This is a genomic window from Enterococcus sp. AZ080, from assembly GCF_051714945.1.
GTDB classification, from domain to species: domain Bacteria; phylum Bacillota; class Bacilli; order Lactobacillales; family Enterococcaceae; genus Enterococcus_B; species Enterococcus_B pernyi.
The window spans coordinates 1388522-1410833 of the sequence record NZ_JBIOSV010000001.1; the positions used below are offsets into that span (position 1 = coordinate 1388522).

Genomic DNA, 22312 nt, shown 5'->3' on the forward strand with positions numbered 1-22312 from the left:
TTGGATGGAACGGTTGCTGATTTTAGAAGATGGCACAGTATTTAAAGGGAAATCATTTGGCGCGACAGCCAATGTGTTTGGAGAAATCGTCTTTACGACAAGTATGACAGGATATCAAGAAACGATCACAGACCAAAGTTTTAATGGACAGATCATTACATTTACGTACCCGATGGTAGGGAATTATGGCGTCAACCGTGATGATTATGAATCGATTGCACCAACGTGTAAAGGTGTAGTGGTCAAAGAGCATGCACGTGTTGCGTCAAATTGGCGTAACCAAATGACATTAGACGAGTTCTTGAAACAAAAAGGAATCCCTGGTATCTCTGGCATCGATACACGGGCGTTGACACGAAAAATCCGTGAAGTTGGGACGATGAAAGCCAGTATCGTGGATGCAGGCGACACATTTGAACATGCGTTTGACCAACTAAAAGCAACCGTCTTGGCAACGAACCAAGTCCAACAAGTTTCAACCAATAAACCTTATCCTAGCCCAGGAACAGGAAGAAATGTGGCAGTCATTGATTTTGGATTGAAACATAGCATCTTACGTGAATTGAGTAAGCGTGACTGTAATTTAACAGTCTTACCGTACAATACGGATGCGGAAACGATCCTTTCATTATCGCCAGACGGCGTGATGCTGACGAATGGACCAGGGGATCCGAAAGATGTACCAGAAGCGATCGAGATGATCAAACAAATCCAAGGAAAAATCCCGATTTTCGGCATCTGCTTGGGGCATCAACTTTTTGCACTAGCAAATGGTGCAGATACGTACAAGATGAAATTTGGTCATCGTGGACTGAATCATCCTGTGCGTGAAGTTGCAACAGGAAGAATCGATTTTACGTCACAAAACCATGGCTATGCGGTAAATGAACAAACGATCGATCCGGAAAAATTAATTGTCACTCATGTGGAAGTCAATGATGGCACAGTCGAAGGTGTCCGTCACCGTCGCTATCCTGCCTTCAGTGTGCAATTCCATCCAGATGCAGCACCTGGCCCACATGATGCACTACATTTATTTGATGAATTTATGGAAATGATGGACGCTGGAAAGGAGCAATTCTAATGCCAAAACGCACAGATATCAATAAAATCATGGTGATCGGTTCTGGTCCGATCATCATTGGTCAAGCCGCTGAGTTTGACTATGCAGGTACACAGGCTTGTCTTGCTTTAAAAGAAGAAGGCTACGAAGTCGTCTTAGTCAACTCCAATCCAGCAACGATCATGACTGATAAAGAAATTGCCGATCAAGTCTACCTAGAACCAATCACATTAGAATTTGTCTCACGAATTTTGCGAAAAGAACGTCCTGATGCGATCTTACCGACATTAGGTGGGCAAACAGGTTTGAATATGGCGATGGAATTAGCTGAATCAGGAATCTTGGACGAATTAGGCATCGAATTATTAGGGACGAAATTAAGTGCGATCGACCAAGCAGAAGATCGTGACTTGTTCAAAAAGTTGATGGAAGAATTAAATCAACCGATCCCAGAATCAGAAATCGTGACAACGGTGGAAGAAGCAGTCGCCTTTGCCAATAAAATCGGTTACCCGATCATCGTTCGACCAGCCTTCACATTAGGGGGGACTGGTGGTGGTATGTGTGAGAATGAAGCCGAACTACGACAAATCGCGGAAAATGGCTTGAGCTTGTCGCCCGTCACACAATGTTTGATTGAACGTAGTATTGCAGGCTTCAAGGAAATCGAATATGAAGTGATGCGCGACTCTGCCGATAATGCCATCGTTGTCTGCAACATGGAAAATTTCGATCCAGTCGGTATCCATACAGGGGATTCAATCGTCTTTGCACCGAGTCAAACATTAGCAGACCATGAATATCAAATGTTAAGAGATGCGTCACTATCGATCATCCGTGCATTGAAAATCGAAGGTGGCTGTAACGTTCAGTTAGCATTAGACCCTCATAGTTTCAACTACTATGTCATCGAAGTGAACCCTCGTGTTTCACGCTCCTCTGCTTTAGCAAGTAAAGCGACCGGCTATCCGATCGCAAAATTAGCAGCTAAAATCGCGTTAGGCTTGACCTTGGATGAAATGAAAAATCCAGTAACAGGAACGACTTATGCAGAATTTGAGCCCGCATTGGATTATGTAGTAGCAAAAATCCCACGTTGGCCTTTCGACAAATTCGAAAACGGTGAACGTGTCTTAGGCACGCAAATGAAAGCAACCGGCGAAGTGATGGCGATCGGTCGTAACATCGAAGAATCTTTACTAAAAGCCGTTCGTTCATTAGAAATCGGGGCGCACCACCTTGAATTGCCAGAACTGAAGACAGTCAGTGAAGAACGTTTGATGGAGAAAATCGTCCGAGCACAAGATGATCGTTTATTCTACTTAGCCGAAGCGATCCGTCGTGGCTATCCGATCCAAGAATTGGCAGACTTGACGAAAATCGATTTATTCTTCTTGGATAAATTGTTGCATATCATTGAATTAGAAGAGGAGCTTTCGGCACAACCGAAACAGCTGGATCTACTTCTTGCTGTGAAACAAAATGGCTTCACAGATCGCAAAATTGCGGAATTGTGGAAAACGACGACGGAAGCGATTCGCCAATTACGTACGGAAAAGAACATTCAACCTGTTTACAAAATGGTCGATACGTGTGCTGCCGAATTTGAATCCCACACACCTTACTTCTATAGTACGTATGAAATCGAAAATGAAAGCCATCGTTCAGAAAAACCGTCTGTTCTAGTACTTGGTTCTGGACCGATCCGTATCGGACAAGGAGTAGAATTTGATTATGCAACAGTTCATTCAGTCAAAGCCATTCAACAAGCAGGCTATGAAGCAATCATCATGAATAGTAATCCTGAAACCGTTTCGACAGATTTCTCGATTTCTGATAAACTTTACTTTGAGCCTTTGACTTTTGAAGATGTGATGAATGTCATCGAGTTGGAACAACCAATCGGTGTCATCGTCCAATTTGGAGGACAAACAGCGATCAATCTAGCTGAACCATTAGCAAAAGCAGGTGTAAAAATCCTAGGCACAACGATCGAAGACCTTGATCGTGCGGAGAACCGTGATCTATTCGAACAAGCGTTACAAGAATTAGGGGTGCCTCAGCCACTAGGAGATACTGCGACAAGTAAAGAAGAAGCAGTTGCAGTTGCCAATAAAATCGGCTATCCAGTACTTGTTCGTCCAAGCTATGTCTTGGGAGGTCGGGCAATGGAGATCGTTGAGAACCAACGCGATCTAGAAGATTATATGGAACATGCGGTCAAAGCTTCACCAGAACATCCAGTCTTAGTCGATCGTTACTTGATCGGTAGTGAGTGCGAAGTCGATGCGATCTGTGATGGCGAAACCGTCTTGATCCCAGGAATCATGGAACATATCGAACGTGCAGGGGTCCATTCAGGCGATTCTATGGCGGTTTATCCACCACAAGCGCTGTCAGAGGAAATCAAGCAAACAATCGAAGATTACACGATCCGTTTAGCACGAGGGTTGAATTGTATCGGGATGATGAACATCCAATTCGTGATCCATGACAACCAAGTATATGTCATCGAAGTGAACCCACGTGCGAGTCGAACGGTTCCTTTCTTGAGCAAAGTGACGAATATCCCGATGGCACAGATCGCGACAAAAGCCATCTTAGGAGAAAAATTGAAAGACTTAGGCTATGAAGATGGTTTGTACTCTGAAACTGCCAACGTCCATGTCAAAGCGCCAGTTTTCTCATTTACGAAGTTGCATAAAGTGGACACTTATTTAGGCCCAGAGATGAAATCGACAGGTGAAGTCATGGGTTCGGATCAAAACTTAGACAAAGCGCTGTATAAAGCGTTCGAAGCATCTGGTTTACGCTTGCCTGATTATGGTGCTGTCTTGTTTACGATCGCCGATGAAACGAAAGAAGAAGCCTTAGGTCTAGCAAAACGCTTCGCAGAAATCGGCTATAGCTTATTGGCAACGAAAAATACCGCAGTGTTCTTTGAACAACACGGACTTGTGGTGACACCAGTAGCTAAAATCTCTGAGGAAACAAAAGAGAAAAATGTCGTTGACCTGATTCGTGCGGGCAAAGCACAAGTGGTCGTCAATACCATTGATAAAGATCGTGGGAATGCGTCAAAAGATGGTTTTATCATTCGACGTGAAGCAGTAGAGCATGGCACGCCATTGTTTACTTCCCTTGATACTGCGGATGCGATCGTCCGCGTGATGGAATCCCGAGCATTTTCAACACAAGCAATCTAATCGTGGAGGGCAATTGCCCTCCTATTTAAAAAATGAAAAAAGCAAAGCAGTCTAGCGAAAAGTCCCAAAACATAGGAGTGTTAAGATGAAACAAGAAGTAATGAAAATCGTTCACCAACGGCAACTAGCACCACGAATCTATGAAATGACACTGACTGGGGAATTAGTCCAAGAAATGACACGCCCTGGACAATTCCTTCATATTCGCGTACCCCGAGCAGATTTGTTGTTGCGCCGACCAATCAGTATCAACCAGATCGATCAATCACAAAAAACTTGTCGTATCATCTACCGTGTAGAAGGAGACGGAACAAAGCATTTCGCAGAATTGACTGCTGGTGATTCTTTAGACGTCTTAGGGCCTTTAGGGAATGGCTTCGATCTTTCAGGATTAACGAACAAAGATGAGGTCTTCATTGTCGGTGGAGGGATCGGTGTTCCTCCTTTATACGAACTATCGAAACAGCTGAAGGAACGAGGCGTCAAAGCGATTCACTTTTTAGGCTTTGCTTCACAAGAAGTAATGTATTATGAAGAAGAATTTCTAAAGCTAGGTGATACAAGGATCGCAACGGATGACGGCACCTATGGACTCCATGGGAATGTCGGTAATCTATTACTTGCGGCAAAAGATAAGCCTGCTGCTATTTTTGCATGCGGTTCAAATGGATTACTAAAGACAGTGGAACAGCTTTTCGCCGGTCATCCTAACGTCCAATTGTCATTAGAGTCTCGCATGGCCTGTGGTGTCGGTGCATGTTACGCATGTGTCTGTCATGTCCCAGGCGATGAAACAGGAACGAAAAGCTTGAAAGTCTGTGATGAAGGACCGATTTTCCAAGCAGGAGAGGTGATTTTATGAGTAACCCTTTAGCAGTTAAACTTCCAGGATTAAACTTGAAGAATCCAATCATGCCAGCAAGTGGCTGCTTTGGATTTGGCAAAGAATATGGCAAATACTACGATTTGAACCAACTTGGCGCAATCATGGTCAAGGCGACGACACCTAAAGCGCGCTTTGGTAATCCCACGCCGCGAGTAGCAGAAACACCTTCTGGTATGCTCAATGCGATCGGGTTGCAAAATCCTGGAATGGAAGTGGTCATGGAAAAATCGCTACCTGAATTAGCCACCTATAAAGATTTGCCGATCATAGCAAATGTCGCTGGCGCCTGTGAAGAAGACTATGTTGAAGTTTGTGGCAAGATCGGTGATGCACCGAATGTCCATGCCATCGAACTTAATATCTCGTGTCCAAATGTCAAACATGGCGGAATTGCTTTTGGTACTGACCCAGATGTGGCGTTCCAACTGACACAAGCGGTGAAAAAAGTGGCGAATGTCCCTGTCTATGTCAAATTATCTCCTAATGTTACGGATATCGTGCCAGTGGCACAGGCTATTGAAGCTGGCGGCGCCGATGGGTTTACGATGATCAATACCTTGCTGGGGATGCGTATCGATCTGAAAACTAGAAAACCGATTCTTGCCAATCAAACAGGCGGTCTCTCAGGACCAGCAATCAAACCGGTGGCTATTCGTTTAATCCATCAGGTGGCAAGTGTCTCAAACTTGCCGATCATTGGGATGGGCGGTGTGCAAACCGTTGATGATGTACTGGAGATGTATATGGCAGGTGCAAGTGCAGTTGCTGTTGGGACAGCCAACTTTACCGACCCTTATATCTGTCCAAAACTGATTGCAGACCTACCAGCGAGAATGAGCGAGTTAGGCATTGAGTCTTTAAAGCAATTGATCAAAGAAGTGAAAGAAGGTAGAAATCAATGAATCAACGACCAATTATTGCTTTAGATTTTTCATCTTGGCAAGAAGTAGAAACCTTTATGCAACGTTTCCCAGAAGACGAAAAGTTATTCGTTAAAATCGGTATGGAGCTCTTTTATCAAGAAGGACCAATCATCGTTCGTTGGTTAAAAGACGCTGGACATGACGTTTTCTTAGATTTGAAATTACATGATATCCCAAATACCGTGGAAAAAGCGATGCGAGGCCTAGCAAAATTAGGCGTAGACATTACTTGTGTCCATGCTGCCGGCGGTATCCGTATGATGGAAGCGGCGATGCGTGGCTTGACAGATGGAACACCCGAAGGTAAGAAACGACCTTTACTTTTAGCAATCACGCAACTGACTTCCACAAGTGAAGAAGAGATGTACCATGATCAACTGATCGAAGTACCCTTAGAAGAAAGTGTGATCCACTACGCAGCTTGTGCAAAAGAAGCAGGTTTAGATGGGGTCGTATCTTCAGCACTTGAAGTGGCATCGATCAAAGCAAAAGCAGGTGACACATTTACGTGTCTAACCCCTGGCATCCGACCGGAAGGAACAGTTGCTGGTGACCAAACCAGAATCGTGACACCAGCCCGTGCAAAAGAAATCGGATCAACCTTTATCGTTGTCGGTCGACCTATCACACAAGCAGAAGATCCTTACCAAGCCTATCAAACAATCAAAGCAGAATGGAGTCGTTGATCTATGAATATCGAACAAACTATTGCCAAAGACCTTTTAGAAATCGAAGCTGTTTTCTTAAGCCCAAACCAACCATTTACTTGGGCAAGTGGCATCAAAAGCCCCATCTATTGTGACAATCGCATCACGATGAGTTATCCAAAAGTAAGAAAAGAAATCGCTCAAGGATTAGCTGAAAAAATCAAGCAAGAATTTCCAGAAGTCGAAGTGATTGCTGGAACGGCAACTGCAGGAATCCCTCATGCAGCATGGGTAGCTGAGATCTTAGACTTACCAATGGTCTATATTCGCAGCAAAGCGAAAGCTCATGGCAAAGGGAACCAAATCGAAGGACGGATCTTCGAAGGACAAAAAATGGTGGTCATTGAAGATTTGATCTCAACAGGTGGAAGTGTACTAGAAGCCGCTGAAGCAGCGAAACGAGAAGGTGCGGATGTTTTAGGTGTCGCAGCTATCTTTACTTACGAGTTGCCAAAAGGAAAAGCTAACTTTGAAGCAGCGGGTCTACCATTGGTTACTTTGACGAATTATTCTGTGCTGATCGAATTTGCTTTAGAAAATAAAACCATCGACGAAACAGAATTAGCTTTACTAAAAGAATGGAAAAAAGATCCTGAGAACTGGGTGACGGATTAAGTTGAAAAAAGGGCGGAAAACATTTGTTGTTTCAGCCCTTTTTCTATTTGTGGAATAGGTAAATCCTGATGATACATAGTAAAAACTATTCTTTTATAAATGAAAACCTCTAAAGATAATAAGCTGAAAATTTGCGAATTCAAGTTATTTAATGATAAGATTATCGGAAAAGTCATCTCAAGGAGGAGGAATCTTTATGGGATTGAATGAATTTATTTTAGGACTAAATAACTTAGAAAGAATCACACGGGCGCCAGGTTTCTTCAAACACACTGAACATACTGTTGCGGCTCATTCCTATCGTGTGGCTTCAATTGCGCAAGTCTTAGGTGATATTGAAGAACTCCATGGGCAATCAATCGATTGGAAACTCTTGTATGAAAAAGCTTTGAACCATGATTACACTGAACGTTTTATCGGCGACATCAAAACTCCAGTAAAATATGCAAGTAAAGAGTTGCGGGGGATGCTACAGACTGTCGAAGAAAAAATGACGGATGAGTTCATCAATCAAGAAATTCCCGAAGCGTTACAAGACGTCTATCGTCGCCGCTTGTTCGAAGGAAAAGACGATACGGTCGAAGGCGAATTATTAGCAGTTTCAGATAAAATCGATTTGTTGTACGAATCATTTGATGAGATCAGTAAAAATAATCCGGAGAAAGTCTATAAAGAGATGTTTATTGAGGCAGTCACAACGATCAAAGGCTTCGACCATCGACCTTCCGTCCAATATTTTTTCAAGGAGATCTTTCCGGAGTTGCTCAATCAAGAATTCTATGGAAAAGAGGATTTCTTAGCAGCTGTTTCAAACATTGTCAAAAAAGAAAAAGAATAGTCGAAGTGCCTTGTAGGTAACTGATTCAGGAGGAATTTTAGTTGAAGAAGAATATGGATGTTGAGTGGGGTTATTCTGGTGAAAGAGGACCGGAACATTGGGCAGGATTGTGCGATTGGTTTGCAAAAGGAGCCGAATTTGAGTGGCAATCGCCCATTTCTCTAGTTACATGTGAAGAAAGCAGTGACACGAAAGAAACACTGTCTTTTCATTATCAGAAGCAACGCTTCACGGATAAGGAGTTCAAGAACACGATCCATCTTGTGCCATACGATCAAATCAGTTACGTTCTTTTCAATGAAGACAAATACTATTTGACCGACATCCATTTTCATATGCCGTCAGAACACGTCATCAATGGGAAACAAGAAGATATCGAGTTTCACTTTGTCCATACGAACGAACGACAAGAAAACTTAGTGGTTGGTGCGATGTACCATCTATCAAATGATGAGGGTTGGTTGTACGATCGCCAAAATGGCGACAAATGGGATCTCGATGCCCATGAGCATTGGACCGATGCCTCTGTCTTTTTCCCTGAGCAGAAAAGTCATTATCATTACGTTGGCTCATTGACCACTCCGCCAACGAGTGGGCCGATCCAATGGTTCGTCATGGATCAAGTCGGTCAATTGAACCGTGATTTTTTGATCCCATTCAAAGGACAATATGCGCAACCAAATAATCGTCCATTACAACCACTAAAGGAACGAAAAATTTATTATTACAAGGGGACGAAATGAACATCCAACAATTGAAATATGTCACTGCGGTAGCGAATAATGGAAGTTTTCGAGAAGCAGCAAAAAAATTGTTTGTTTCTCAACCAAGCCTTTCTGCAGCGATCAAAGAATTGGAAAATGAATTAAGTATCACTTTATTTACCCGCACGAATCGAGGTGCCTATCTAACAGAAGATGGTCAAGCCTTTTTAAAACGGGCGGAACGGATTTTAGTACAATTAGATTCTTTGGAAAACTATTACCAAAAAAGTGAAAAGCGAGAAAGCTTTTCGATTGCTTCACAACACTATGATTTTCTAGGACCATTGACTGCGCAACTGATCGAGACGTTTAAAGCAGAAGTGAAGCAGTTTCGGATCATGGAAACGACAACAGCAAACGTGATCGAAGAAGTCCAACAGCAGCAAAGCGAGTTAGGTATCCTTTATATGAATGACCATAATCGCACTGGGATCAAGCGTTACTTAGAACAAGGGGAATTAGTCGCGCAGTCTTTAGGAACATTTAAGACCCATATCTTTCTTAGACAGCGCCATCCACTTGCCCAGCAAGAAGAAATAAAGGTAGAAGAGTTAGCAGCATTTCCACAAGTTCGGTTTACACAAGATGGCAATAATTTTCCTTACTTTTATGAAGATCTAATTGAGATCCCTGAACAAGAATCGGTGATCTATACGAGTGACCGTGGCACGTTGATGAACATTGTGTTAGAAACAGATGCCTATGCTTCAGGCTCTGGCATCGTGATCGGGGAGATCAAAGAATATTTACGCTTGATTCCTTTAGCGGATAGTCCGATGAATGAGTTATATGTCATTTATTCTGGAAAGCAGCCATTAAGTGATATCGCCAAGAAGTTTATCACAAGTATCCAACAGGTGATGAAACAGGTGAAGTGAACGTTTAAAATCGAATCAATCCTTTCATTGGAAAAGAAGGTAAAGCAAAAGATAAGTCGTGAAATCAGTGAATGTTGATTTCAGGCTTATTTTTTTGTTCTTTCAAGTCTGACTGTATTGTTGCAGTAAAGTACATAATATCATTAATAAAACGATCGGTAACGATTTCATCATCGGTTTATCAATAATGATAAAGGGGATCAGCAAAATGAAAAAAGTAATTAAATTAATGTTAGGAGTAGTGGGAGCGACGAGTGTAGGACTATTTAAAGGGGAGTCTGTTGCTTGTGCGGATGATTCGCTTCCACAAATCGGAGAAGGGTATTTGAAATCGGTCAATCAAAGCACGATCGATCGCATGAGTACGATGGCCTATGCTTTATCCTACCAAATGTATCAATGGGGAGATATTGGTGTGAATGAAAGACTCACTGGCAATGAATACAATCCAAAAAATGTGTCCAGTCAATCCTATTCAGTAGGAGTCAATAGTGATATGGGAACGAAACAAACGTCAAAAACTGTGAATACAAGTGTTTTTCATAATCAAACAAATCAAGATCAAACGTTTACCACACCTTCTTATACCGAAACTTATATAGATTCGATTACGACATCAACCACACATTCTGCAGGTATTTCTACATCAGCGAGTACTGAAATCAGGGTACCAATGTTTGGCTCGGCAAGTATGGGTCTTGAATTAAGTTACAATTTTAGTACAACCACTTCGCATACACGGGAGACACAAAAAGGCTGGACTGTTCCTGGTCAAGCCATCAATGTTCGACCGGGACATACAGTCGAAGTCAATTGGGTATTTTATACGGGTGAAGCAACAGGAACGGTTGATTTGCAAGAACGCATCCGAGCAGATATCCCATACAAAAAAGATGCTGCTGGGCGCATCCATACATATGGACTTGGAATGGTAGTTGGCGACCGCCAAGTGCTGTCAGATAGTTATTGGTATCGCTATATCACAGAAACTCGTAATAACTGGAAGAAAGTCGATGCAAATGTGGCAGGACATAAAATTGGTGCTGGTACCTATCGTGTCGATTATGGTTCAGGATTTGTCTTAGAAGCCTTTGACCGTACAACTGGCACAAAAGAAATCATTGCGACAGGCTACCAATTTTAATTGAAGATAGTTTTAAACACACAAAAAAACCGATCGTCAGAAGTCATGACTTCTTGACGTCGGTTTTTTTAGCAAAATCAATCTTTCGTCATTGCTTGGATTTTTTCTTCTTCTGGCGTCACAATGATCGTTTTTTGGTTTTCGTAAATCACATATCCTGGTTTAGCGCCATTCGGTTTGCGAATATGTTTGACTTGCACTAGATCCACAGGCACTTGTGCAGAGTGGCGATATTTGGAGTAATACGCAGCTAGTTCAGCAGCTTCCGTAATGGTTTCATCAGAAGGCTGATCACTCTTGATGATCACGTGAGACCCTGGAATGTTTTGCGCGTGCAACCAGTGATCCGTTTTTCTTGCAGTTTTCATGGTTAATTGATCATTTTGCAGATTGTTTTTACCAACTAAAATCTCAGTGCCGTCAGAAGAGAAGTAGCGATCAGGTTGAGAAGGTTTTGCTTTCTTTTGTTTTTTGTTTGTTTTCTTTTTCAAGTAGCCCTCTGATAATAGCTCTTCTTTGATCACTTCGATATCCATCGGTCCAGCAATCTCCAATTGCGAAAGGACAGATTCAAGGTACTGGATCTCGCTTTTCGCTTCTTCGATTTGTTTCCCGATCAATTTGACCGCATTTTTAAGTTTTTGGTAGCGATGAAAGTACTTTTGCGCATTCTGATTAGGTGTTAAGGCGGGATCAAGAGCAATCCGGATTGGTTGATTCTCTTCATAATAATTCGCCAAGGTCACTTCAGTCGCGCCACGAGGAACTTGAGTCATGAAAGTCGTCAATAGTTCGCCATCACGACGAAACTCTTCCGCATTTTCTGAATCAAGCAAGGTCTGCTCGCGCTTTTTCAATTTATTGCGATTACGTTTCAGTTCATTTTCGATTTTACGGATCAGTTCGCCGCCTTGTTGTTTTGCTCGATCTTTTTCCGCTTTTTCCTGGTAAAACGCATCTAACAACGCGCTTAATGTGGCGTATTCTTGTGCTGAATCGGCTTGTTTTGCCAATTCTTGATAAGCGATCGGCGTAAAGTATTCTTTTGTGCCGACTTCATAGTGTGTGGGTGTAGGTTGATTGATCGCAGTAAAGAATTCTTCCCAGACAGCCATTTTTTCATTCGGTCGCTGATTGATCCGTTCGACTAATTCTAATGCAGTGTCGTGACCTAATCCTTGAAATGCTTGTTGTAGTGCTTTTGCATTTGGCTCGATTTTTGATAGGCGTTCAAATACTTGTTCTTTTGTTGCTTCAAAAGGATCAAGTACCGCTTGTTCAGGTGGTGCGACATATTCGACACCAGGGAGTAACGAACGATACGTGTTTTGTGAGCTGCCGATATGTTTGATCGCGTCTAGGATCTTTTGTGTTTGTTGATTCACTAAAACGATGGTACTGTGTCGTCCCATCAATTCAACGATCAAAACAATATTTTGTAAGTCGCCTAGTTCATCCCGCTTTGAAAAATGGAAGTGGATCACTCGGTCATTTTTGATTTGCTTGATATTTTCTAAAATCGCACCATCTAAATGTTTACGCAACATCATCACGAAGTTCGGTGGATTTTCTGGATTTTGATAATCGATCTCTGTGATCTGGACACGGGCATAGCTTGGATGAGCAGATAACAACAATCGGTGGTTCTTTCCACGAGAACGAATCACCAAAATGATTTCATTTTCATACGGTTGGTGGATCTTTGAGACCCGACCAGATAATAGTGTTTCGCGCAATTCATGGATCATTGCATGGGTAAATACACCATCAAAGGACATGATTCATTCCTCATTTCTATTCATAAGTACACTTATTATAACGAAAAAAGAAAGGAAAGACCAATGGACCGGATGATTTCTTCTATAAAAGAGAGAATAAAGAAAGAAATTACATGAAAAACTAGTGTTTTATTTCGTTCTTTCGCTTGATTTTAGGTATAATTAGAGAAAGAACAGGTGGGGGAAAAGAAGATGCAGCGATTAATGGTAGAGATAAAGGATAAAATCATAATGAGCTACACGAATTTATCAGAGGATTTTGAGCAACATCCTCAAAAATATTTCAGACGGATCGGTCTTCTTTTGAGCTGTTCATTTTTGTTGACGGTCGCGATGTTTTTCTTGCCGAGTAAAATCAAAGAAGCACAGGTGGATTCATTGATCTATTCCTCGATACACTCCGAAAAGTTACAGCCTTTGCCATTTTCTTCCGCGCATCAAGAGATCACTGATAGTCGAGCCATCTCTGTCATGTTTAGTCTGCCGAAGGGTGAACTTTACAAGCAAGTGGTGGATATATTTGAAGATCCGCAACAAAGTAGTGAATTGAATCGAACGATTTTCTTCTATCCACTCGTTTATGATACCCAAGAATTAGAACAACGTTATGGGATCGAAAAAGATAAAATCACTATTATTTTCTTTGATGGCGGAAAAGAGAGAAATCGCTTAGTCCTTTCTGACCAAAGTAAAGAGGAACTTGAGAAAACCTTGGTTCCTGCATTGAATCGATTGCCACTGATCAACATCAAACAACTTGAAAAAGAATTAGCAAACGGCGAACAAGCGGAAGAAACAACAGAGAGTACCTTGGAGTAATTGTAGCGAAATACTTAGTGATAAATAACAAAAAGTCAAAAAAATAAAAAATTAGTTGACGGATAAATAAAATTCGATTAGACTTAGGATAACACTTAAAGGAAAGGATGGTCCAAGATGAACTTATCAATTCAATTTTTATCAGAACATAAAAATAATTGGCGTAACTGGCGTAGATAAGTTGTATCAAGGGCGAACTTTTTCGTAGATACAACTTTTTAGAGTACAACAATGTACGATTCTAAAGTTTGTATCTATGCTGGACAAGAATTTGACGACCGCATAGATGGCTCTATGCGGTTTTTTGTTGGTAAAAGACAATGACCGTACCAGCGGTGATTGTCTTTTTTTGTTCATTCGCTCAAAGTTACAAACGTAGCCGATTTATTTAAAAAAATACATAACAAAAAGGGGAAATAAAAATGAAAAATAAACGATTGATCGCAGTAATCGCACTGATACTTATCTATTTGACCGGTACATTTATCTACGAAACGATCAAGGATCAGCCACCTGTTGAAGGAAATCGAACAGGTGATAAGAAAGTTGTTGGGGTCTTACAGTTCGTTAGTCACCCTGCGTTAGATGAAATCTATCGAGGGATCAAAGATGGATTAAAAGAGTCAGGTTTGGAAGAAGGACGAAACCTAGAAATCAATTTCCAAAATGGTCAAGCCGACCAAAGTAAGTTAGCAACCATGAGTCAACAATTGGTTCAAAATAATCCAGACGTTCTCGTAGGTATTGCGACACCAGCAGCACAAGCCATCGCAAACACCACAAAAGATATCCCACTTGTCTTGGGCGCAGTGACTGATCCTGTAGGGGCAGGGCTAGTAAAAAGTTTAGAAGCACCAGGGGGCAACATCACAGGAGTTTCTGACCAACCGCCTGTGGAAGCGCAGATCCAGTTAGCGACAGAACTATTACCAAAAGCAAAAACGGTCGGGATTCTTTATGCATCATCAGAAGACAATTCACGTTATCAAGTCAGTCAAGCAGAAGAAGCGGCAAAAGCCAAAGGACTAACACCAGTGAAGTATGCCGTCCCTTCAACGAATGAAATTGCACAAACCGTCCAAGTCATGAGCCAATCAGTTGATTTTATCTATGTTCCTTTAGATAACACGATTGCTAACGCGATGCAAACGGTCATCAAAGAAGCAAATAAAGCAGATATCCCAGTAATTCCTTCTGTCGATACGATGGTCGAACAAGGCGGATTAGCGACAATCGGGATCAATCAATACGAATTAGGTGTACAAACAGGTAAAATGGCAGCCGCTTTAGCAAATGGGAAAGAACCAGCCACCACCCCTGTCTATGTGTTTGATAAAGGCGATATCATCGTCAATGAAAAACAAGCAGAACTGTTAGGAATCACGATTCCTGAATCCATCAAACAAGATGCAAAAGTACTGACAGAGATCAAGGAGGAAGAACAATGATCGTATCCACAATTTCACAAGGTATGTTATGGGCCATATTAGGTTTAGGGATTTTTATGACTTACCGCATTTTAGATTTCCCTGATATGACAACAGAAGGTTCATTCCCGCTTGGTGGGGCTGTCTGTGTAACAGCGATCACGCATGGCGTTAGTCCATTATTGGCAACGATTCTAGGGGTTTTGGCCGGAATGGCAGCTGGACTTGTTACAGGCTTACTTTATACAAAAGGAAAGATTCCAGTCATCTTAGCCGGTATCTTAGTAATGTCAGGTTTAAACTCAGTTATCTTGTTCGTGATGCGCACACCCAACCTTTCATTGTTGAATCATCCAGTCTTACAAGATGTGTTCCACGCACTACATTTACCGAATTATTTTGACACTGTCTTATTAGGATTATTATCGCTGGGCTTATTGATCAGCGTATTGATCTTCTTCTTCAATACAGATCTAGGGCAAGGCTATATTGCCACTGGGGATAATGAGACAATGGCACGTTCATTAGGAATCAAAACCGACCGCATGAAAATCTTAGGTTTGACTTTATCTAACGGAGTAATTGCTTTATCAGGCGCATTGATCGCTCAAAACGATGGCTATGCGGATGTCAATAAAGGAATCGGCGTGATCGTGATCGGACTAGCTTCAATCATCATCGGGGAAGTCATTTTCCAAGAGTTGACATTGATCGAGCGTTTACTAGCAATCGTTGTCGGAAGCATCATCTATCAACTATTGATTTTAGCTGTTATCAAATTAGGTTTTGATACGACTTATCTGAAACTATTCTCAGCGATCATCTTAGCGGCTTGCCTGATGATCCCACAAGTAAAACAAGCATTGAAATTAAAAACTGGCTTTGAAAAGGAGGTCTAACGATGACAGCTATCTTAACGATCAAAAATGGTAGAAAAGTAGTCAACAATGGGATGCACGAAGAAAAAGTATTATTGGATGATATCCAATTGACCATCAATGAAGGAGATTTTATCACTGTTCTTGGCGGTAATGGGGCGGGCAAAAGTACTTTGTTCAATACGATTGCCGGAACATTACAATTAAGTCAAGGTGGGGTTTATTTCAAAGACCAGCCAATCACTAAGTTATCAGAAGAAGCACGAGCTTTATTTCTATCACGCGTATTCCAAGACCCAAAAATGGGGACTGCACCACGGATGACCGTGGCAGAAAATCTATTGTTAGCCCAAAAACGAGGTGAGAAACGGCCGCTTCGTTTGCGTCAATTGAAAAACCAAAAAGAAGCGTTCTATAAAATATGCCAAGAAGTAGGCAATGGATTAGAGCAACATTTAGATACACCTGCTGGCGAATTGTCAGGGGGGCAACGTCAAGCCTTAAGTTTATTGATGGCAACGATCAAAGCGCCAGAATTACTTTTATTGGATGAACATACCGCAGCACTAGATCCTAAGACAGCCAAGCTGCTGATGGAATTGACCAACCAACGCATCACAGAGCAAAAGTTAACATGCTTGATGATCACGCACCGTATGGAAGATGCTTTGAACTATGGGAATCGCTTGATCGTCTTACAAAAAGGCCGGATCGTCAAAGACTTAGCGAAAGAAGAAAAACAAGCATTATCCATGAACGATCTCTTACACTTCTTCGAAGAAGTCATCGATTAGTCATTCGAGAACGCTATCTCCGTTTGACAAGTTTGTTTCCTTCAATTTATACTTGTGATAGCAGGTATAATAACAATCAAAATCAATACGATTCATATCAGAAAAATGATTGATGCCGCTTGTTCCTTCGTAGGTTCTACGAATGGACGCGGCATTTTTAGCGTATTATAGGAGGCGTTCCATGATTTCAGGAAAAACAAGATTAGCAGGGATTTTTGCATCTCCCGTTACCCATAGTTTATCTCCATTGATGCATAATACAGCCTTTCAAGCTCGTTCGATCGATGCTGTTTACTTGGCATTCACAGTCGATCAGTCGAATCTTATGCAGGCGGTTGAAAGCATTCGTACATTCAATATGTTAGGTGTCAATCTTTCCATGCCTAACAAAACAGCAGTTATTCCTTATTTAGATGAATTAAGTCAAGAAGCGCAGTTGATAGGTGCTGTTAATACAATCGTTCATCGAGACAACCGCTTGATCGGCTATAATACGGATGGCATGGGCTTCATGCGTTCAGTACACGAAGCGGGTGTCGCAATCAAAAACAAAAAAATAATCATGCTAGGTGCAGGTGGCGCAGCGAAAGCAATCGTTGTTCAAGCGGCGTTAGATCAAGCAAAAGAAATCGTCATCTATAAACGGAAGAATGCTACTTTTGCGAGTGTCGTTGCGGATTTTGAGAGAGTTGCGGAACAAACCAACTGTTCCATCATCGTCAAAGATTATGCAGATACTGAGCAGTTGAAAAAAGATCTAGAAGATACGGACCTTTTGATCAATGGTACCGATATGGGCATGGGCAAAAAAAAAGAGTTGATGCCAATTGATCCTCAGTTTCTCCATAAGAAACTCGCAGTTTTTGATTTGATTTATTCCCCTAAAGAAACACGCTTTCTAAAAGAAGCCAAAGCAATCGGTTGTCTCATACGAAATGGGCTAGGGATGCTGATGTACCAAGGAGCAATTGCCTTTGAGCTTTGGACAGGCGAGACCATGCCGATTGAAGAGATCCAACCTTTACTCGTTTCAAAGAGATGAAACGAGTGATATCAAAGGATTCGTTAGCTTTTAGTTAAATTTACAACGATCTTACTGTTTTTCATTAAGAAGTATCGTATGATTTTACTGAGTTGAACAAAGGGAGGAAATCAAATGAGTCGGATGGATCGCTATCAGAACATCCATAAAAAAGCAAAACCAATCAAAGAAAAGTCATCGCCGCTATCTTGGCGACGCGCAAGTAAGAAACAGGCAGAGCCTGAAGAGGAAGCAATCCCTTCTTACGAACAAACTTATGAAGAACGTCCAAGTGATTCTCGATACTCAACGCCTTACGAAGAACACGTTCATTCAGAACAACCACCCCAGAAAAAAGGACTCTTTAAAAAGAAACAGCCCAAAGGTCCACGTAAGAAGCGGTCTTGGTGGAAAATCATTTTAGGAATTTTACTAGTCTTGTTTGTCTTTTCACTGATTTCATTTTTCGTCGGCAAGTTCGTGGCTGAAAATGATCAGTCACTGGAACCAGCGACTTCAGAAACATTCAATGGCACCCAATCAATAAGCGGCGCACACAATATTTTGATTTTAGGAAGCGATACAAGGGGTGAAGATGCGGGACGAGCAGATACGATCATGGTTCTGCAATTAGATGGACCAGCTCGTAAACCCAAATTGATCTCATTCATGCGGGATAGCTTCGTGACGATCCCTGGGGTCGGAGACAATAAAATCAATGCAGCTTATGCTTATGGTGGCGCTGAGTTAGTCCGACAAACCTTGTTAGAAAACTTTGGGCTGAACTGTCAATACTACATGAAAGTCGATTTCAAATCATTCGAAAAAGTGATTGATGCCATGTTCATGAATGGCGTGTCGATCGATGCTGAAAAAGACTTGAATCTAGACGGTGTTGATATCGCTAAAGGCAAACAACGGATGGACGGTCATGTGCTGTTGCAATATGCGCGTTTCCGGATGGATGAAGAAGGCGACTTCGGTCGCGTCCGCAGACAGCAACAAGTAATGGATGCGATTTTTGGACAACTAAAAAATCCATTGAACTTGATCCGCGCGCCATATGCTGCCGGAAAAGCAATCGGTTATACATCCACCGATGTACCGATGACTTTTTTAGTCAGAAATAGTTTCTCTATCTTACGTGGTGCTGGCGGAATCGACCGTTTAAGTGTCCCAGCTGATAATACTTGGAGCTATGGTCAAAGTGATTATGCGGGTAGTATCCTCGTATTAGATAAACAAATGAACCGTGAAAAGATTGAACAATTTTTGAGTAAATGATCGTTGATGTTTTGTTAAAAAGGCTTTTCTAGAAGTATTTAGTTCTAGAAGAGTCTTTTTGTGATGTTAATTTATTTTGCTTGCTATAAGAATAGTTTTATAATTGATTTACTTATTTGAGTACGTCAAAATATAGGTAATAAATGCAAAAAGGAGAAGGAAAATGTCTAATACTACTTTAAATCCGAGTACTGCACGAAAAAAATTTTATCAATTGTTAAAAGAAGTGAATGAAAATCATACAGAAATCGAGATTATTAGTGAGCGTAATGAGAATAACGCGGTCTTGATTGGTTTAGAAGATTGGCGAGCAATCAAAGAAACGCTATTTTTGGAACAAATTGGTACACTTGACATCGTAAAGAAAAGAGAACAAGACGATACGGGATTTATAAATGTAGACGATATTGATTGGGATGACCTTTGATGGGGAGTTATAAGGTAGTAGTTAAAAACTCAGCTGAAACAGATTTTAAAAAAGCTAAAGAGCTCTAATTTAAAAAATCAATTTCTTGCTATTATCGAAACATTAAAAACTGATCCTTATTGCCCTAAACAAGCATTTAAAAAGCTAAAGCCAACTCATGAAGGAAGGTATTCAAGAAGATTGAATCGCCAACATCGAGTGGTGTATAAAATAAATGACAAAGAAAAAATTGTTGAGATTTACTCTGCATGGACTCACTATGAATAATCGATCACACAGGAATAACTTGTCATCAAAGATTTTTTTATGGCTTTTCTAGAAGGATTTACTTCTAGAAGAGTCTTTTTGTGTTTCCTTTTTTACTGGTTTCAAACGCATGCTATTTCCTTAAAAACGTACTTATCTCTATGGTTCTAAAAGTATACTGATTACTGTCAATCAGTGCTTTTTTTTATTATACATACTTCATAGATCGATGCCGATTTCAACATTTCCATATTATTTACCTAACAAATCAACTTATCATTCACAATGATTTCATCAATTATTTTGTGCTTTTTTTATGCGCTTATTTTTGCTTTTATTTCTTAAAAATAAATGTTTGTTTCGTAGGTATAAGGTAATAAAAAAACAACATGGTTTAAACAAAAGAACTTGTCGATTTATTTATCATGCTATAATATAAATTTATAATGATCTTACCGCTATTTTGATTTACATAAAATAACGAATATAAATTAGTTTTCAGATTGTCGATTTGATTTTTTAGAGGTTCGAAAGATCAATATGAATTTTAAGTAAAAGTCTGGTAATTTAGGGATAAAATAAATCTTTATAAAAATTATATGAATAATAGTTAAGTACATACAACATTTCTAAAGGAGGTAAAGATGAAATTTTTGGAAAAGGAAACAGATCGATTTGTTCTGACTATGGTTGAAAAAAATATCTGGATGAAAGATTTAGCAATCAACTATGCATTCTTCCAAGAAAAAAAACATCAAGAATACGAAAGCCATAGAAAAGCAGCTTTGGCATTTGTTACGTTCATCAATCAGAGACGAGGGCATGATCAAATTGAGTATACGAATAAACTTGAATTACCAGTCAATATATCAGTAACCTATTCCATAAACTTAAATTTAATGGATGCAGCAAGAATTCCAGTCGATACTTTTTTTTCTGCACACAGCGACTTAGAAGGTCATTATATTTCAGATTATATTCCGAGAAGGAAACATTAGTCATTTATCAATGGAACAACACGTGGTCAGATTATTTCGCTTATGGAAAACATTCCGGAAAAGGAGCGTACCTTTGGACGATTTATGATCCAACAAGAAAAAGATTTACGGTATGTGGGGCATCAACATTGAGTTGAATGAGGAGGACAGAATGAAGTTATTAAAAGAAGATACGTATCAATTTAAACAAAAACTCTATTTAAGAAAATTTCCAATCAATGGACTTTTACTTGATTATGTATTTTTTGAAGAAACAGGTTATCGTGGATACTCCAGTCATCGTAAAGCCGCTCTTCAATTTATCAAAGTAATGAATGAAAAAAGAAATATTCCAGGTCTTCTATATACAGATTTGCATTATTTCGATCACTTACCCATAGTATGTAGCCCAATAAGATTGAGTTATGCCGTAAATCCAGAGTTAATGTATGGAAAACGGATAAAGGCAGATGTTTTCTTTTCTGTTGAAAAAACAGCTTCTGGAAGCTATTTAAATTGGTATGCACAAACATTTCTTTTCCCACCATATTCATATAGTGGGGACGAAGAAGATTTTATTTCCTTGAATAAATTATTATTCCCTAAGAAAAGTGTGTTAATCATTTATGCATGGAATAACAATTGGTCGAATTACTTTTCTCCTGGGAGAGAATGGATGGATGCCTTTCTTTGGACGATTTACGATACTGCATCGAATAAACTGACTGTCATAGGATCTTCTATGACAGATTGAGTTTAATTTAGTTTTTTAAATTTTTATCCTACTTAGTAGGTAAATCAAGTCACAATTATTGTTGATTAATATGTTCAAGAAAAACAATAACTATGACGAAATAGGTATCATGTAATACATAAAACTTCGAGGAGGAAAAGACATGGAATTATTGGTAAAAGAAACATTAGAATTAAAAAAAGGGGATGTACTTTTTCCGCATTACGTTGGTTATACATTCTTTAAGGAAAGTGATTACCAAGGAAAGGTCACCCATAAAGAGGCAATTTTGGCTTACTTAAATTATACAAGTCGCATAATAAGAACAAATCTTTGGTCATCAAAAAAACGCAAAGAAGCTGGAAAAACGGTTACCCATGAAATGTATGTAGCGAAATTTCTTGAACTAAATTCTGATTCAATTATATACACAGCAATTGATCCTACTACGTTAAACTTAGATGGCTACCCCATTGAAGTCAATGAAGAGATGATGGAAGGCATTGAACTAACTGCGGAGGAATTTTTTATGGATGGCGGGGTATATGAGGAAGCTTTTTTTGATGAATTTCATGGTACAAAGTTATCTAAGACAGACTTTAATCTGGTAAATCAACGGTTCTTTCCTTTAAAAGACAAATTAATCATCTATTCATGGAATTCAGAGTTTACAAATTACTTCAACTATCCTAGAGTATGCATCGGTGCCTATTTATGGAGTATTTACGATACGAATACAAAGAGATTTACAGTCATTGATATTTATTTAGGCTATGAATAAAATTTAGAACTTAAAAATTATTTCAATTATACGCGTGTGGGCTGGGGCGCCTATCTTTGGAGTGTTTATGATTCTAGAACCCAAATCTTTACGATCATCGAGATTTTTTTAGCAGAACAGGGG

Annotated in this window: 21 protein-coding genes and 1 pseudogene; 21 read left to right on the forward strand and 1 reads right to left on the reverse strand. The window is 40.2% G+C overall.

Features of this window, described 5'->3' with window-relative positions; translation table 11 throughout:
• Nucleotides 1-4 precede the first annotated feature (4 nt).
• The 10 genes from IGK01_RS06540 to IGK01_RS06585 all read left to right on the forward strand — a co-directional run bounded on the left by IGK01_RS06540 (nucleotide 5) and on the right by IGK01_RS06585 (nucleotide 11024).
• Nucleotides 5-1084, forward strand: coding sequence for a carbamoyl phosphate synthase small subunit (locus IGK01_RS06540; protein ID WP_010735514.1), 1080 nt, complete (start codon nucleotides 5-7; stop codon nucleotides 1082-1084).
• Nucleotides 1084-4269: a carbamoyl-phosphate synthase large subunit gene (gene carB / locus IGK01_RS06545; RefSeq protein WP_438840587.1), complete on the forward strand. Its 3186-nt coding sequence runs from the start codon at nucleotides 1084-1086 to the stop codon at nucleotides 4267-4269. The genes IGK01_RS06540 and carB overlap by 1 nt, the downstream gene beginning before the upstream one ends.
• An 85-nt stretch (nucleotides 4270-4354) precedes the next feature.
• Nucleotides 4355-5131: a dihydroorotate dehydrogenase electron transfer subunit gene (locus IGK01_RS06550; RefSeq protein WP_062805262.1), complete on the forward strand. Its 777-nt coding sequence runs from the start codon at nucleotides 4355-4357 to the stop codon at nucleotides 5129-5131.
• Complete coding sequence (locus tag IGK01_RS06555) at nucleotides 5128-6057, forward strand: dihydroorotate dehydrogenase (protein WP_438840588.1); 930 nt, start codon at nucleotides 5128-5130, stop codon at nucleotides 6055-6057. Before IGK01_RS06550 ends, IGK01_RS06555 begins: the two co-directional genes overlap by 4 nt.
• Nucleotides 6054-6764 (forward strand): orotidine-5'-phosphate decarboxylase, encoded by a 711-nt coding sequence (pyrF, locus tag IGK01_RS06560; protein WP_438840589.1) that lies wholly within the window; start codon nucleotides 6054-6056, stop codon nucleotides 6762-6764. Before IGK01_RS06555 ends, pyrF begins: the two co-directional genes overlap by 4 nt.
• A 3-nt stretch (nucleotides 6765-6767) precedes the next feature.
• Nucleotides 6768-7400: an orotate phosphoribosyltransferase gene (gene pyrE / locus IGK01_RS06565; protein WP_010735509.1), complete on the forward strand. Its 633-nt coding sequence runs from the start codon at nucleotides 6768-6770 to the stop codon at nucleotides 7398-7400.
• A gap of 196 nt (nucleotides 7401-7596) precedes the next feature.
• Complete coding sequence (locus IGK01_RS06570) at nucleotides 7597-8238, forward strand: YfbR-like 5'-deoxynucleotidase (protein ID WP_010735508.1); 642 nt, start codon at nucleotides 7597-7599, stop codon at nucleotides 8236-8238.
• Nucleotides 8239-8279: 41 nt separating this feature from the next.
• Nucleotides 8280-8981 carry a carbonic anhydrase family protein gene (locus tag IGK01_RS06575; protein ID WP_010735507.1) on the forward strand — a complete coding sequence of 234 codons (702 nt, stop codon included), beginning with the start codon at nucleotides 8280-8282 and terminating at the stop codon, nucleotides 8979-8981.
• Nucleotides 8978-9880 (forward strand): LysR family transcriptional regulator, encoded by a 903-nt coding sequence (locus IGK01_RS06580; RefSeq protein ID WP_010735506.1) that lies wholly within the window; start codon nucleotides 8978-8980, stop codon nucleotides 9878-9880. Before IGK01_RS06575 ends, IGK01_RS06580 begins: the two co-directional genes overlap by 4 nt.
• A gap of 208 nt (nucleotides 9881-10088) precedes the next feature.
• The gene (locus IGK01_RS06585) at nucleotides 10089-11024 is read left to right on the forward strand and encodes an ETX/MTX2 family pore-forming toxin (protein WP_438770702.1); all 936 of its coding nucleotides are present in this window, start codon (nucleotides 10089-10091) and stop codon (nucleotides 11022-11024) included.
• A gap of 77 nt (nucleotides 11025-11101) precedes the next feature.
• Here IGK01_RS06585 and efbA read toward each other — a convergent pair whose 3' ends face one another.
• Nucleotides 11102-12802, reverse strand: coding sequence for a fibronectin-binding protein EfbA (efbA, locus tag IGK01_RS06590; RefSeq protein WP_153829855.1), 1701 nt, complete (start codon nucleotides 12800-12802; stop codon nucleotides 11102-11104).
• A gap of 192 nt (nucleotides 12803-12994) precedes the next feature.
• Here efbA and IGK01_RS06595 point away from each other — a divergent pair, with 192 nt between their 5' ends.
• From IGK01_RS06595 to IGK01_RS06645, 11 genes and pseudogenes are all read left to right on the forward strand, one after another.
• On the forward strand, nucleotides 12995-13621 hold the full coding sequence (locus IGK01_RS06595) for a hypothetical protein (protein WP_023519630.1): 627 nt from the start codon (nucleotides 12995-12997) through the stop codon (nucleotides 13619-13621).
• 422 nt (nucleotides 13622-14043) lie between these two features.
• The gene (trpX, locus tag IGK01_RS06600; protein WP_023519631.1) at nucleotides 14044-15069 is read left to right on the forward strand and encodes a tryptophan ABC transporter substrate-binding protein; all 1026 of its coding nucleotides are present in this window, start codon (nucleotides 14044-14046) and stop codon (nucleotides 15067-15069) included.
• The gene (locus IGK01_RS06605; protein WP_409173917.1) at nucleotides 15066-15947 is read left to right on the forward strand and encodes an ABC transporter permease; all 882 of its coding nucleotides are present in this window, start codon (nucleotides 15066-15068) and stop codon (nucleotides 15945-15947) included. The genes trpX and IGK01_RS06605 overlap by 4 nt, the downstream gene beginning before the upstream one ends.
• 2 nt (nucleotides 15948-15949) lie before the next feature.
• Entirely contained in the window at nucleotides 15950-16720 is a 771-nt protein-coding gene (locus tag IGK01_RS06610; RefSeq protein ID WP_023519632.1) for an ABC transporter ATP-binding protein, read from the forward strand.
• A gap of 181 nt (nucleotides 16721-16901) precedes the next feature.
• Complete coding sequence (locus tag IGK01_RS06615; protein ID WP_438840590.1) at nucleotides 16902-17762, forward strand: shikimate dehydrogenase; 861 nt, start codon at nucleotides 16902-16904, stop codon at nucleotides 17760-17762.
• Nucleotides 17763-17876: 114 nt separating this feature from the next.
• Nucleotides 17877-19025 carry an LCP family protein gene (locus tag IGK01_RS06620; protein ID WP_438840591.1) on the forward strand — a complete coding sequence of 383 codons (1149 nt, stop codon included), beginning with the start codon at nucleotides 17877-17879 and terminating at the stop codon, nucleotides 19023-19025.
• A gap of 163 nt (nucleotides 19026-19188) precedes the next feature.
• On the forward strand, nucleotides 19189-19452 hold the full coding sequence (locus tag IGK01_RS06625) for a type II toxin-antitoxin system Phd/YefM family antitoxin (protein WP_010735497.1): 264 nt from the start codon (nucleotides 19189-19191) through the stop codon (nucleotides 19450-19452).
• Nucleotides 19452-19719, forward strand: a pseudogene (locus IGK01_RS06630) (Txe/YoeB family addiction module toxin). Before IGK01_RS06625 ends, IGK01_RS06630 begins: the two are co-directional and overlap by 1 nt.
• Nucleotides 19720-20342: 623 nt before the next feature.
• Nucleotides 20343-20696 carry a hypothetical protein gene (locus tag IGK01_RS06635; protein ID WP_438840592.1) on the forward strand — a complete coding sequence of 118 codons (354 nt, stop codon included), beginning with the start codon at nucleotides 20343-20345 and terminating at the stop codon, nucleotides 20694-20696.
• Nucleotides 20697-20847: 151 nt separating this feature from the next.
• Nucleotides 20848-21429 carry a hypothetical protein gene (locus IGK01_RS06640; protein ID WP_062805249.1) on the forward strand — a complete coding sequence of 194 codons (582 nt, stop codon included), beginning with the start codon at nucleotides 20848-20850 and terminating at the stop codon, nucleotides 21427-21429.
• Nucleotides 21430-21571: 142 nt separating this feature from the next.
• A complete protein-coding gene (locus IGK01_RS06645; RefSeq protein WP_438840593.1) occupies nucleotides 21572-22189 on the forward strand; it encodes a hypothetical protein in 618 nt (205 codons plus the stop codon).
• Nucleotides 22190-22312 lie beyond the last annotated feature (123 nt).